The organism is Streptomyces sp. BK79 (assembly GCF_044142145.1).
Lineage (GTDB): Bacteria > Actinomycetota > Actinomycetes > Streptomycetales > Streptomycetaceae > Streptomyces.
Map to the genome: position 1 here is coordinate 57,718 of NZ_JBHVOC010000002.1, position 13,732 is coordinate 71,449.

Genomic DNA, 13,732 nt, shown 5'->3' on the forward strand with positions numbered 1-13,732 from the left:
GATCAGCCCCGGGTCAGCTTCTTGTAGGTGGCGCGGTGCGGACGCGCGGCGTCCGCACCGAGGCGCTCGATCTTGTTCTTCTCGTACGACTCGAAGTTGCCCTCGAACCAGAACCACTTGGACTCGCCCTCGTAGGCGAGGATGTGCGTGGCGACCCGGTCCAGGAACCACCGGTCGTGGGAGACGACCACGGCGCACCCGGGGAACTCCAGCAGCGCGTTCTCCAGGCTGCCGAGGGTCTCGACGTCGAGGTCGTTGGTCGGCTCGTCGAGGAGCAGCAGGTTGCCGCCCTGCTTGAGGGTGAGCGCGAGGTTGAGGCGGTTGCGCTCACCGCCGGAGAGCACGCCGGCCGGCTTCTGCTGGTCCGGGCCCTTGAACCCGAAGGCGGAGACGTAGGCGCGCGACGGCATCTCGACCTGGCCCACGTTGATGTAGTCCAGCTCGTCGCTGACGACGGCCCACAGGGTCTTCTTCGGGTCGATGTTCTCGCGGCTCTGGTCGACGTAGGAGATCTTGACGGTGTCGCCGACCTTGATGGAGCCGGAGTCCGGCTCCTCGATGCCCTGGATCATCTTGAACAGGGTGGTCTTGCCGGCGCCGTTGGGGCCGATGATCCCGACGATCCCGTTGCGCGGCAGCGTGAACGACAGGTCGTCGATGAGGACCTTGTCCCCGAACGCCTTGCTGAGGTTGTTCACCTCGACGACGACGTTGCCCAGGCGCGGGCCCGGCGGGATCTGGATCTCCTCGAAGTCCAGCTTCCGCATCTTGTCGGCCTCGGCCGCCATCTCCTCGTACCGCGCCAGACGCGCCTTGGACTTGGCCTGCCGCCCCTTGGCGTTCGACCGCACCCACTCCAGCTCGTCCTTGAGGCGCTTCTGCCGCTTGGCGTCCTTCGCGCCCTCGACCTTGAGGCGGGTGGCCTTGGTCTCCAGGTACTTGGAGTAGTTGCCCTCGTAGCCGTGCAGGCGACCGCGGTCGACCTCGCAGATCCAGCCGGCCACGTTGTCCAGGAAGTACCGGTCGTGGGTCACGGCCACGACGGTGCCCTCGTACTTGGCGAGGTGCTGCTCCAGCCAGTTCACCGACTCGGCGTCGAGGTGGTTGGTGGGCTCGTCGAGCAGCAGCAGGTCGGGGGCCTCCAGCAGCAGCTTGCACAGCGCCACACGCCGCTTCTCACCACCGGAGAGGTTCACCACGGGCCAGTCACCGGGCGGGCAGCCCAGCGCGTCCATGGCCTGCTCGAGCTGCGCGTCGAGGTCCCACGCGTTGGCGTGGTCCAGCTCCTCCTGGAGCTTGCCCATCTCCTCCAGCAGCGCGTCCGAGTAGTCGGTCGCCATCTGCTCGGCGATCTCGTTGAACCGGTCGAGCTTGCCCTTGACCTCGGCGACACCCTCCTGGACGTTCTCCAGGACGGTCTTGTCCTCGTTCAGCGGGGGCTCCTGAAGCAGGATGCCCACGGTGTAGCCCGGCGACAGGTACGCGTCACCGTTCGACGGCTGCTCGAGGCCCGCCATGATCTTCAGAACGGTCGACTTACCGGCACCGTTCGGACCGACGACACCGATCTTCGCGCCGGGCAGGAAGCTCAGGGTGACGTCATCGAGGATCACCTTGTCGCCGTGCGCTTTGCGCGCCTTGCGCATGGTGTAAATGTACTCAGCCAAGAGAAACCGTCCGGCAGCTTGATCAGGCAGTGGGCAGATACACCCCATCTTGCCGCACCGCCACCCCTGCAAGGAAACGCGTTCCGAGCGGGGGCGCTGACCTGGCCTTTCCTGGATGCCGCCTGACCCTCACCTGTCACTGCCGCTCGCCGTCGATCGGCCTCGGGCCCCCTCGCACGGCCCAGAGGCGGCCCAGCCGGACGCGTGGTCGAGGCCTCTCCAGTGTCAGTCCCTGCGGTTATGGTGCGTTCGCCATGAAGGGCGACGCTCTGGGGAGGGCCTGTGGGAGCCAAGACGGGACTGCTGGTGTGCGCCGACGGGGACGCCGCGGGAATGCTGCGTCAAGTGGGGGCGGCTGACCTCGTACGGACGAAGGCCATGCTGCGGCGGCTCTATCCGGGCTGCGAGATCGATGAGTGCGAGGGTTCGAACCTCTCGGACGGCGTGTACCCGCCGCAAGGGACGGTGTACGCGGCCAGCTGGCCCGGCGTGGAGGTCGTGGGCGACCAGAGTCTGATGATCGACAGCCCCTCCGAGCTTCCGGAACACCTGGTGGCGGCGAGCGCCGGCCGACGGCTCGTCCTGCATGCCATGCACAGCGTCGTCGACTGGCTGGCGTTCGCGGTGTGGGAGGACGGACGCCTCGTCCGCTCGCTGAGCCTGTCGCCGGACAGCGGCGTCATGGAGAACATCGGCGAACCGCTCCCCTTCGAGCTGCCCTACTGGGCCGGAGACCGTCCGGCGGACATCGTCCCCTGGCCCGGCGAGGAGGAAGAGCCGTACGCCCTACCCTTCCACCCCTTGGAGTTGAGCGAGGACGCGTTGCGCGCGCTCTGCGGCTTCGTCCAGGAGGGCCGACCCGAACCTGACGACGTCGACGCGGATGCCATCAGACTGCATGGATTCCATGTAAGGCAGCCGCATGGGCTCGGTTCCGCCCCCGGACAGGAAGCAGAACTACACAGGGCCGCGGCAGCCATGGAACCGCCACGCTTCTACACCCTGGGGCCTGACGGCGCGCTGATCGAGCGGTCAGGCCCTTGACGCGATCAAGTTTCTTCTGCTGAGTCTCTGCGGAGTTCCTTCACCGAGTGATCGGGATCTCGTAGACGATCTCGCAGTGAGCCGCGGGCACCACGATGTCGGCTGTCTCCACGGGCCGACCGTCGTCGCTGTAGTACGTCCGCCGGATGTGGGTGACGAGGGCGGCCTTCTGGAAGCCGAGTAGCGACGCCTCCTCGGTGGTCGCCTGCCTCGGCTCTGGCTGCTCCACGGCATGGCTGACCGTGATGCCGATCGCGGCCATACGGTTCACGACGCCCGCTCCAGCGTGCGGCCCTCCCTCGGGGAGAACGACGAGAGTGCCAGCGGTGAGATCGTACGGCTCCCAACTCGTCGACCTTAGCTTGGGAAGCTGGGATCATTTGCGGCCGGTTCGGGCGCTGACCTGGGTGAATGGTCGAGGCGCGGCCTCGTCGGGCTCGACTGCTTTCCCCGGAATCTCCCCCTGTTCCCCGCTAGATCAGGTGCGGTTGCGGTGCGCGCCGCTCGTCATCCACGCTCTAGGCCACCCACCGCTTCTGCGCCCGCTAGCGCTTCATCAGCGCAGTGATCCGTACGTAGGCCTGGCCGTTGAGCTCGGCCACGAGATCGTCAGGACACAACTCGTAGAGATCGCCCCACCAACGACGTCCCCGGTTGTCCCAGATCCGGTAACCACCCGGCACGCCCCGGACGAGTCATCCCTGAACGGTCGTGAACGGCGCCGAACGGGACGGAAACTGAGACGGCGGGGGGCAGGCGAGCCCTCCCGGGTGTTGCTCATCCTGCCTGTGTTCCGTCCGCCTGTGCGCCGAGGTCAACGGTGTCTGCGGGTGGTGGTGCCTTGATGGTCGCCGGCTGGTCAACGTCGAGGAAGGTGAAGGTCAAGTCGAGGGGTTCGCCGTCGACGAACTCGAGCGGCTTGCCCTCGCCGCTCCGTGTGGCGTAAGTATCGCCCCGCATGCGGAACTGCCTGGTGTGGTTGTCGTCGCCGATCCACAGATCCATGGTGAGCGTGCCCTCGATGCGTAGCGCTGTGAACTGATCAAGGCTGTTGATGTGGCGCTCCCGAGCCGCCTCGCTGGCGGCAGCGTCACGGGCGGCGCCGATGCCGCTACCGGTGACCGTTCCTCTGTAGTGAGTGGTCCGGGTCCCGTCGATCGTCTCCGTCCCGATGCTTCGCACGTCCTTGGATGCGGTCAGGATCGTGGACTGCACGGCTGGGTTGCCTTCGATCTGACGCGGCAGTATGCCGTAGGACTGGTTGTCCACCACGCTGCGTCCCCATACAGCCGGGTCGGCGCTGAACCAGCTCTTGCCGTCCAGCATCTCGAAGTCGATCGCACTCCCGCTCACGTACATCACTTCATCGACGAACCGGACCTCCAGCTGGCCGTCTCTGCCCTGGTCGGTCGCGTTCATCTTCATACTCATGGTCAGGGGTTCCGTCTTCATGGATGCCTCGGCCTCCAGCCGGCCCTTATCCGGCACGGTCCCGGTGACCCGGTAGTGGAGTGACGTGATGCGCTCGGAGTTCGTCGCCGCCTTCGCCACGGCCGTAGCGGGCGTCACCCTGGACGAGCCCTGATTCGGAGAGTTACTCGCCGGGCCCTCTCCGCAGGCACTCGTTCCCCCAGCGAGCAGCACAGCGGCGAAGGTCGCGCTCGCCACTCTGAGTGGTACACAACCACGCAATGAAATCGTCATAATTCCCCCCGGAATTGAAGTGGCTGACCCAAGCCAAAGCCGTGAGCGTATCCCGGCGTGTGCCCAGCGATCCGCTGGGTTCTGGTGGGTCATGCGCGACGGATCGATCCGCTGCCAACGCGAGCTTCTGGGCCTCAGACTCTCAGCTTGGGAAGCTCGAGTCCCTTGGCGGTGGCTGCTGGGCTGACCTGCAACGAAACGGTATTGCAACCTTGATCGCACCCGTGGTCAGCCCTCGCTGTTCCCCGCACGACCTGGCACGCGAATGGCATGCTCTCTTCGCCTCGAACGTCACGGACGGAGCTGGGACCCGGAGTGCCTGAACCTCAGCCGACGACGGTCAGCCACGAAGGTGGGTGCGCCGACCGATCACGCACGCGTGTGCCTCGACGCACCCCCACCGGCATTAGCCACGCTGCTTGCCGTCGACCCGAGCCAGCCGCGCCGACGGAAGCACAGCGGGCAGACCTTGCGTGGTGACCGCTTTGTCCCGAAGCAACTTCGGCAGGCGTGACACCTAGGGTGGCTTGCCGTTCACCTGCACTAATGGGTCCGCGCTCCTCCGTCGCTGTCCGTCGGCGTTGTCACGCAGTTGGACACTCAAGGTGCTTGATCTCAGACCTCTGCTGGACCAGCTCCATGGCGTCCGTAGAGCTGTTTCACTTGCTTGACCCAGAAGCCGAACTTCTCATCGGCCGAAGCACTCATAGGCAGAAGCTGAAGCTCCTTGGCCAACTGGTAGAAGCCAGAGCCAGCGTCGTTGGCACCCAGGTAGTTCACCAGGGCCGAGAGCATGACAGGCGGGTCTGAGGGGGCGATCTCCTGGTCTCGTTCCACGATCAGTCCGAGCAGATGTCCCATGGCGGCCCGTTCGTCAGCACGCTCGAAGTCGAAGGGACGGCAGCCGGTTCGCCTGGCCAGAGTCGCGTTGAGCTCCGTGTACGAGGTGAGCTTGCCCAGCTTCGCTCGCTCGACGAGGAAGCCACGACCGGCATGTACAAGCTCTTCCCATTCACTATGCGCGCGGCCGTATCCAGGCATCCCCGCCCCCTGAGCTACATCGATCCGTGAGCGGGAACGTACCGTGCCCGCGGAGTGCCCACAATCGCTCGATGGGCTAGTCACTGCGGCTCCCGGTCAGGGCGAGAAACACCCCGCCTGGCCGCACCGCCACCCCCGGACGGGAACCAGTACTCCAGGGGTGCCGTTACGGGCGGGCCCTCGATTTCGCGGAGGGTGATGAGTTGGTCACTGTTCGTTCCTGCGGCGGAGGAGCAGCAGGACTGTGCCGCCGATGGCGACCAGGCCGATGGCGGTGCCGCCGATCAGGGGGGTGGTGCCGGAGCTTCCGGTGGCGGCGAGGTTGGGGTTCGGGGTGGGGGTGACGACCGGGGTGGGGGCCGGTTCGCCGAGGGTGTGGGTGGTGTCGGCCAGGGCCGCGCTCTGGGTGCGGCAGTCGAGGACGCCGGCGAAGCGCTGCTCGAAGCCGGCCGGGCCGCGGATGGTGAAGTCGTAGGCGCGGTCCTCGGGCAGCGGGACCCTCACCGTCCGGGACTCGCCGGCCGCGATGGTGTACTCGGTGTCCAGGAGCTGGAAGGTGAAGGGTTCGTCGCCCTTGTTGAGCGCGGTGATGTCCAGGGCGCCCTCGGCGCAGTTCTCCGTCGCGGACAGGGCCGGTATCGGGCCCTGGTCCGCCCAGGTGGCGGTCGCCGTCGCCGCGACCGTGGACTCGCTGGAGCCGGCCAGGATCTGGGTCTGGCTGCGGCTCTCGGAGGCGAAGGCCCGGCCGACCGGCACAGTGGTCGAGGCCTGGACGGACAGCTCGGCGGTACCGGCCGCCGCGTCCTCGGGCACGTCGAAGTAGATCTGGGTGCCGTCGGTGACGGACGTGACGGGCTCGCCCTTCTCGTCGACGATCCGCACCCCGCCCGCGGTGGCGTCCACCGGGGGTGTCACCGTGGCGCCGCCGGCGTCGGTGTGCACGGTCACCGGGCCGAGCCGCTCGCCGGGGCGGCCCGAGACGGCGGGCGGGTCCAGGGTGAGGGAGGCCGCGGGCTCCGGGAGGTGGCGGGCGCCCTTCTCCAGGTAGTCGGCGAGCCGCTCGGCCTGGGGGTCGACGGCGTCGACGTCCGTGTCGTCCGAGTAGCGCCAGATGGCCACCTGGGTGCCGGCCGCCGCGTCCTGCTCGGTGAGCCCGCCGCGGACGCCCGCCTTCTTGGCGAGCGCGGCGAGGTCGTTGACCTGGGGGTAGGAGTTCTGCAGGATCCAGCGGATGCGGCCGGCGTCCTTGTTGGTGCCCAGTGACGTGCCGCTCCAGGGCGTCTCGCGGTACCTGGCGTCCGTCTGCGTCGGGTTCTGGATGTCGACGCAGTACGTCTGCAGCATCCCGCCGCCCTCGACGGACATCTCGAACAGGCCGGCCGGTACTTCCTGGTCGCCGTCCTCACCGCGGATGACCGCGGTGCCGTGCGTCTTGAGGCCGCCTATGGTGGCCGTAGCCCCGCCCTGTCCCCGCGCCGGTGCCTCCTGGGCGGCGGCCGGGCCGGCACCGGTCACCACGCCGGTGGCGGCGAGCGCGGACACCAGCGCCGCGACGGCGAGGCGCGCCGCTCCTCGACCGGGCAGCGACCGTGCAGTGAGCGAAGAAAACACCAAATCCCCTTCGAGCAGGACCCGTTGATGTGGGGGAACGGTCCCACCAGCAGAATCAGCAGCCCCTCAGGGCTCGTTCGGCATCCTAAGGACCTGACACGCCGCGCCTGCCGGGGTTGTCGGCCCACGGGGTGATCCGAATCGGAATCGTTATCGCCCGGAGCGTCCTGAGCAGGGCTTATCGACAAATCCACCCGGCACGGTCCGGGACGCACTCGCCGATAAGCCGCACTTCAGTCACGGGTCACTCGGGGCGGACAGCCGGCGTCATGCCACCGCGACGGGCTCCTGCGGCTGCTCGGCGGCAGGATCCGACGACTCCCCCGCCGGTGTCTCCCAGTTGGGCTCCGGCTGCGGTGGGGAGGCCGGTGCCTCCGTCCTGCCGGTGCGCCGGAACGCCGCCGTGCCGCGCGCCAGATCGTGCCCGATCGCCACCGCGTCGATGTCCGCCGAGGTCCAGTTCTGCCCCTCGCGCGAGTCCGTGCGCACCTTCAGGCGGCCCTGGACGACGACGGGGTCGCCCACCGTCAGCGACGACGAGGCGTTGGTGGCGAGCTGCCGGTTCGCCCACACGGTGAAGAAGTTGGTGTGGCCGTCCGTCCACGCGCCCTTCTCCCGGTCCCAGTAGCGCGCGGTGACCGCCAGCCGGAACCGGGCCGACGGCCCGTTCGCCAGGTCGCGGAAGACCGGCTGGGTCGCCACATTGCCCACGGCGCAGATCATCGTCTCGTTCATCGCGAGTCCTCCCTCCCGTACGGGCGCGTCCCGTACGGCTGCCTCCGGCGCGGCAGCGCCACGTCCGTGCGGGCCGCCGCTGCCGTGACGACCGCGTCCGTCGCGATCGCCGCGAGGCCAGACTGCCTCCGTCCGGGCCGGCCCGCCGGAGGCTGTGGACCGCCTCCGGGGCTGTGGAGAACTCCGTCACCCGTAGGGGGGGAGGGGGGGGGAAGACCGGGGGGGGGAGGAGGAGAGAGGGACGCCGGCGCCGAGAGAACCATCCGTGTACGAGCCCACGCCGGCAGCGAGCCCGCTGCCGACCCGCTGCCGGGCTACCGGCCCGATGCCCACCCGCTTCCGGCTCGCCGCCGCCCGCTACCAGGCCGATGCCCACCCGCTACCTCGCCGCGGCCCCCACCCCCGTGACCTTCCCGTACTGCTCCCGCACCTCCCGGTACCGCAGCAGCTCCGCCGCCAGCGGATCCAGCACCCGGGCCCGGCCGCACCCCGCGGCCGCCTCCCGCAGCAGGCGTTCCGCCTCGTGGCCGTAGCGCCGGGCCGGGCCGCGCGCCGCGATGCGGCAGCTCCACTCGATGAGAGGGCCGCCGATGATGCCGGCCAGCATCAGCAGCACCGGCACCCCGAGGTTCGGCGGCAGGAAGCCGATGATCTGGGCGAGGAGCCACAGCCCGCCGACCACCTGCAGCAGGGTCATGGACGCCTGCGCCAGCACGGCCACCGGCCACCAGCCCGGCCGCGGCGGACGCCCCGGCGGCAGCCCCGTGCGCACCGCCAGCTCGTCGAGGGCCTCCGGCAGGCCCTGGGCGCCGCGTACGGCCGCCTCGCGCATCGCCTGCGCCCACGGCGCCGGCAGCCCGGCCGACGCGCGGTCGGACACCGTACGCACCGCCTGCTCGACACGCTGACGGGCGGTGGCCTCCTCGTCGGCCTGGGCGCGCAGTGACAGGCGGCCCGTGGGGGGTTCGCGCCGGTCGTGGTACCAGCGCCACAGGCGCAGCCAGGGGGTGCCGCACGCGCGGTTGGCGTTGCGCAGCCAGGCGCGTTCGGCGGCCTCGCCCGCCGCGGTGGCACCCACGGCGTCCGCGAGCCGGTCGGCGAACTCCTCCCGTGCCTCCTCGCTGAGCCCGGTCCGCCGCCCGGTCACGTACACCGGGCGCAGCCGCCAGGCGGCGGCGTCGACATCGGCCGCGATGCGGCGCGCCGGGGCCTGCCGTTCGGCGACGAACTGGCCGAGGACCTCGCGCAGTTCGCCGATGCCCTCCCCGGTGAGCGCGGACAGGGCGAGGACGGTCGCGCCGGGTTCGCCGTGCTCCCCGAGTGCGATGCCGTCCTCGTCGAGCAGGCGCCGCAGGTCGTCGAGGACCTGCTCGGCGGCCTCCCCGGGCAGCCGGTCGACCTGGTTGAGGACGACGAAGGTGACCTCCGCGTGGCCCGCCATCGGCCGCAGATAGCGCTCGTGGAGCATGGCGTCGGCGTACTTCTCCGGATCGACGACCCAGATGACGGCGTCGACGAGCGCCAGGATGCGGTCCACCTGCTCGCGGTGCTGCACGGCCGCCGAGTCGTGGTCGGGCAGGTCGATCAGGACCAGCCCGCGCAGCGACGACTCGGCGTCCGGGTGCTGCAGGGGGCGGCGGCGCAGCCGGCCGGGGATGCCGAGCCGGTCCAGGAGGCTGGCGGCGCCGTCGCTCCAACTGCACGCGATGGGCGCGGCGGTGGTCGGCCGGCGGACGCCCGTCTCGGAGATCGTCACCCCGGCGAGCGTGTTGAACAGCTGCGACTTGCCGCTGCCGGTCGCGCCCGCGATGGCGACGACGGTGTGCTGCCCGGAGAGCCTGCGCCGCGCGGCGGCCTCGTCGAGGACCCGGCCCGCCTCGGCCAGCGTCCCGCTGTCGAGCCGGGTACGGGAGAGCCCCACCAGCTCGCGCAGCGCGTCGAGCCGCGACCTGAGGTGCCCGTCGTACGCCAGCGGCATCAGGGCGGCCGAGGATGCGGCCGGCCTGCTCTGCGCGGCGGCGAACTGCTCCGCCCCGCCCTTCTCGTCCACCCGCCGCGCGATCAGCCCGTCACCCCAGACGCCGTCGCCGTCCCCGGCCGCGCCCCTGCCCCCGGAGCCGCCCGACGCGCCGCTCACCGGTCGCTCGGCCCGCGCCGCACGCTCCCGGCCACCCACGCCGTTCGCGCGCTCCCGTCCGCCCACGCCTTCCCCAGGCTCCCGGCCACCGCCCGCGCCTTCCGTACGATCCCTGCCCGTACGATCACCGCCGGTACGATCACTGCCCTTGGCACCCTCGGTACGATCCCGGCCTGCCACGGCTCCTCCGCGATCCGAACGGCCCCCGCGATCCGAACGACCCTCGCGCTCCCGGCCCCTGCGGTCGTCCCCGCCTTCGCGGTCCCTGCCCCGCTCCACGCGCTCGCCCTTCCCGTGGTCCCGCTCCGAGTCGTCCCGGTCGGTACGGCCGGGCCCCGCGGCGTCCCGCACGCGCGCGAGGGAGCCGCGTACGCGGCCGCGCTCCCGCTGCTGCGGGCGGGCCGCCCGCTCCTGTCCGTCGTCGCCGGTGGCGTGCTCCCGCGCGGCGTCCGACTCGGCGGCCCGCCGCGGGCTCCGGCCGTCCCGGGGGCCGCCCCCAGGACCGTCCCCGGAACCGTCCCCGGCGCGCGCCTGCTCCGCCCGTTCCCCTCTTTCCGCCCGTTCCGTCCGGTCCGCGCGGCCCCCCTGACCTGTCTGGCCTGCCTCCTCCGTCGGGTGGTCGGTGTGCTCGGTGGGGTCCTGGTCAGTGACGGCGGTCACCGGTCACCTCTCCTTCTGCAGTACGGACAGCGCGGCGATGAGTTCTGCCTGGGGCTCGGGATGGACCTCCAGCCGGTCGAGCGGCGCGAGCCGGCGTTCGCGCTCGGCGTGCACGACCCGGTCCACGTGTTCGTCGAGCAGCCGCCCGCCCCGGTCGCGCAGCCGCAGCGCGCCGTGGGCTCCGATCCGCTCGGCGAGCCGTTCCCCGGCGCTGCGGGCCCGCCGCCCGCCGAGCAGCACGGTGGCGACCAGGGCGGCGACCATGCCGGGGTCCGGTGCCAGGTTCCGGTCGAGCTCGCGCACCTCCTCCTCGGCGTACTCCTCCAGCTCCCGCCGCCACCGCCGTACGGCCATCCCGATGCGGTGCTCGGCGCTCTCGGGGGCGGGGTCGCGGACCGCGAGTTCCGGGGCGCCCGCCGCCGGTTCGCGCCGCCACGCCTCGTCGACGTGCTCGTCGGCGGCGGTGACGGCGCACAGCAGCAGCGCGGCCAGGCTCTCCACCAGCGAGTCGAGGAGTTCCTCGGAGGAGCAGTCGAGCGGGAAGGCCCGCCACCGCTTGAGCGCGTCCCCGGCGAGCACGGCCCCCGCCTGCAAACGGCCCCGCACGCGCGCGTGCTCGCCGTCGTAGGCGGCGTCCACGGCCGCGGTGAGCCGGAGCGCGGCGGCGTACTGCGCGGCGGCGGCACCGGCCAGTTCCGGCATCCGGGACTTGAGGGAGTCCAGGATGCCGTGGGCCGTACGGGCCATGGCGTCGTGCCGGGCGGCGAGGTCCTGGGCCCGGTGGACGAGCCAGGACCGCAGCGGCGCCACCGCGCTGGCCGGCAGCAGTCCGCCGCCCCAGGCCGACTCGGGCAGTTCGGGCACCGTGAAGCGGGGGACCTCGCCGAGTCCGGCCTTGGTCAGCAGCGCCCCGTACTGCCGCGACACCTCGGACACCACCTGGTGGGGCACCCGGTCGAGCACGGTGACCAGGGTGGCGTCGTACTCCTTCGCGGTGCGCAGCAGATGCCAGGGCACGGCGTCGGCGTACCGGGCGGCCGTGGTGACCATCACCCAGATGTCGGCGGCGCAGATCAGCTCGGCCGCCAGGACGCGGTTGTCGGCGACGAGGGAGTCGATGTCGGGCGCGTCGAGCAGGGCGATGCCGGGCGGCAGGCTGTCGGCGGTCTCGACGCGCAGCACGCGCGCGGGGTTCTCGCCCGGCAGGAGCAGGTCGTCGTCCGGTTCCCGGTGGGGCACCCACACGCGCGTGAGATCGGGCAGCACCCGCATGCCGCTGAACCAGTGATGGTCCTCCGGATGGCACACCAGCACCGGCGTCCGGGTCGTGGGCCGCAACACGCCCGCCTCGCTGACCCTCCGTCCCACCAGGGAGTTCACCAGGGTGGACTTACCGGCGCCGGTGGAGCCGCCCACCACGGCCAGCAGGGGCGCTTCGGGCTCCTTCAGCCGGGGCACCAGGTAGTCGTCGAGCTGGGCGAGCAGTTCGTCGCGGTTGGCACGCGCGCGTGGGGCCCCCGCCAGGGGCAGCGGGAAGCGTGCGGCCGCGACACGGTCGCGCAGGGCGGAGAGTGCGTCGAGCAGCTGAGGCCGTACGTCCAAGGTCACCACATGTGAAGAATGCCCAATTTTAGGGGAATTCTGAAGCATATGAGCATGATGAGCATGTCTGCGCGCCGACCGGACACTCCGGACGGAAGGGACTACTGGGGCGCGAGCACAGTCCAGGCATAACGAGTGCACAACACCCGATGCGCGAGACGCCAAAAGCGATGCACGATTCGTACCTGCCTGCGATTATCAGGACCGCTTCACCGAACCTCCACATCGAGCCACGGAGGCGAAGCATCAGGGACAGGGAACCGGGAGCCCTATCCTTGTCCCCGGCACTGTCACGGATCAGCCCACACCCAGGGCACCACGACCGAGGCCACCACACCAGGCCCCCGTAGCTCAGTGGATAGAGCAGGCGCCTTCTAAGCGCTTGGCCGCAGGTTCGAGTCCTGCCGGGGGCGCCACTGCCCGTGTGGCGGGAGGGACCGGAACGACGTGCGACTGCGCTGCGCGGTGCTGGACGACTTCCAGCGGGTGGCGACCGGGATCGCCGACTGGTCCCCCGTCGCGGACGACGTGGACGTCGTGTCCTTCGCCACCCACCACACCGGCGAGGACGCCCTCGCGGCGGCGCTCGCCGACGTCGACATCGTGGTCACCCTGCGCGAACGCGTGCCCTTCACCGCGTCGCTGATCGCCCGCCTGCCCCGGCTGAAACTGATCGTCGCCTCCGGCATGCGCAACAGCGTGATCGACTACGCGGCCGCCGAGGCGTACGGCGTCACCGTGTGCGGTACGGCGTCCTCCTCGACCCCGCCCGTCGAACTGACCTGGGCCCTGCTGCTGGGCCTGGCCCGCGGCATCGTCCCCGAGAGCACCGCCCTGCGCGAGGGCGGCCCCTGGCAGCAGACGGTCGGCGCCGACCTGCACGACCGCCGGCTCGGACTCCTGGGCCTCGGCAAGATCGGCAGCCGCGTGGCGCGGGTCGGCCTCGCCTTCGGCATGCGGGTGAGCGCGTGGAGCCAGAACCTCACCCGGGAGCGCGCCGACGAGGTCGGCGTCGAACTCGCCCCCTCCAAGGAGGAGCTGCTCGCCACGGCCGACTTCGTCTCCGTCCACCTGGCGCTCGGCGACCGCACCCGCGGCCTGCTCGGCCCCGCCGAACTGGCCCTGCTGAAGCCGACCGCCTACCTCATCAACACCTCGCGCGCGGCGATCGTCGACCAGGAGGCCCTGCTCGCCGCGCTGCACGAGGGCCGCATCGCCGGTGCGGGCGTGGACGTCTTCGACACCGAGCCGCTGCCCGCCGGCCACCCGATGCGCACCGCGCCCCGCCTGCTCGCGACACCGCACCTCGGCTATGTCTCACACGCCAACTACGCCACGTACTACGGCCAGGCGGTCGAGGCGATCCGGGCCTACCTGGACGGCGCACCCGTACGCCGCCTGCCCGCATCGCCGCCACCCGGGACGGCTCCGGGGACGGCTCCGGCTCCGGCTCCGGCTCCGGCTCGGAACGCGACGTAGAGCCGCGTAGAGCCACGCAACGCCGCGCAGAGCCGGAAGCGCCCCCGGCCGC

9 protein-coding genes, 1 tRNA gene and 1 pseudogene are annotated in these 13,732 nt (G+C 71.0%); 3 read left to right on the forward strand and 8 right to left on the reverse strand.

Annotated elements, in window-relative coordinates:
• Positions 1 to 2: 2 nt before the first annotated feature.
• A complete protein-coding gene (gene ettA, locus ACFIF2_RS02310) occupies positions 3 to 1,667 on the reverse strand; it encodes an energy-dependent translational throttle protein EttA (protein WP_395570749.1) in 1,665 nt (554 codons plus the stop codon).
• A 282-nt stretch (positions 1,668 to 1,949) separates the two neighbouring features.
• Between ettA and ACFIF2_RS02315 the strand changes: the two genes are divergently transcribed.
• Positions 1,950 to 2,711, forward strand: coding sequence for a DUF6928 family protein (locus tag ACFIF2_RS02315; protein WP_395570750.1), 762 nt, complete (start codon positions 1,950 to 1,952; stop codon positions 2,709 to 2,711).
• Between the two features lie 40 nt (positions 2,712 to 2,751).
• Here the strand turns inward: ACFIF2_RS02315 and ACFIF2_RS02320 are convergent.
• The 7 genes and pseudogenes from ACFIF2_RS02320 to ACFIF2_RS02350 all read right to left on the reverse strand — a co-directional run.
• Positions 2,752 to 3,078 (reverse strand): annotated as a pseudogene (locus ACFIF2_RS02320) (UTRA domain-containing protein); the annotation flags it as partial.
• 410 nt (positions 3,079 to 3,488) lie between these two features.
• Positions 3,489 to 4,262, reverse strand: a complete 774-nt coding sequence (locus ACFIF2_RS02325; RefSeq protein ID WP_395570751.1) for a hypothetical protein — start codon at positions 4,260 to 4,262, stop codon at positions 3,489 to 3,491.
• A 768-nt stretch (positions 4,263 to 5,030) separates the two neighbouring features.
• Positions 5,031 to 5,456 (reverse strand): hypothetical protein, encoded by a 426-nt coding sequence (locus ACFIF2_RS02330; protein ID WP_395570752.1) that lies wholly within the window; start codon positions 5,454 to 5,456, stop codon positions 5,031 to 5,033.
• A gap of 207 nt (positions 5,457 to 5,663) precedes the next feature.
• Entirely contained in the window at positions 5,664 to 7,067 is a 1,404-nt protein-coding gene (locus ACFIF2_RS02335; RefSeq protein ID WP_395570753.1) for a TQXA domain-containing protein, read from the reverse strand.
• Between the two features lie 267 nt (positions 7,068 to 7,334).
• Positions 7,335 to 7,802 carry a single-stranded DNA-binding protein gene (locus ACFIF2_RS02340; RefSeq protein ID WP_395570754.1) on the reverse strand — a complete coding sequence of 156 codons (468 nt, stop codon included), beginning with the start codon at positions 7,800 to 7,802 and terminating at the stop codon, positions 7,335 to 7,337.
• A 379-nt stretch (positions 7,803 to 8,181) separates the two neighbouring features.
• Positions 8,182 to 10,599 carry a GTPase gene (locus ACFIF2_RS02345; RefSeq protein ID WP_395570755.1) on the reverse strand — a complete coding sequence of 806 codons (2,418 nt, stop codon included), beginning with the start codon at positions 10,597 to 10,599 and terminating at the stop codon, positions 8,182 to 8,184.
• 3 nt (positions 10,600 to 10,602) lie between these two features.
• Positions 10,603 to 12,210: a dynamin family protein gene (locus tag ACFIF2_RS02350; RefSeq protein WP_395570756.1), complete on the reverse strand. Its 1,608-nt coding sequence runs from the start codon at positions 12,208 to 12,210 to the stop codon at positions 10,603 to 10,605.
• 331 nt (positions 12,211 to 12,541) lie between these two features.
• Here ACFIF2_RS02350 and ACFIF2_RS02355 point away from each other — a divergent pair.
• Together ACFIF2_RS02355 and ACFIF2_RS02360 are read left to right on the forward strand one after the other, a co-directional pair.
• A tRNA-Arg gene (locus tag ACFIF2_RS02355) sits at positions 12,542 to 12,617 on the forward strand.
• 31 nt (positions 12,618 to 12,648) lie between these two features.
• Positions 12,649 to 13,680 carry a D-2-hydroxyacid dehydrogenase family protein gene (locus ACFIF2_RS02360; protein WP_395570757.1) on the forward strand — a complete coding sequence of 344 codons (1,032 nt, stop codon included), beginning with the start codon at positions 12,649 to 12,651 and terminating at the stop codon, positions 13,678 to 13,680.
• The last annotated feature ends 52 nt before the right edge of the window (positions 13,681 to 13,732 follow it).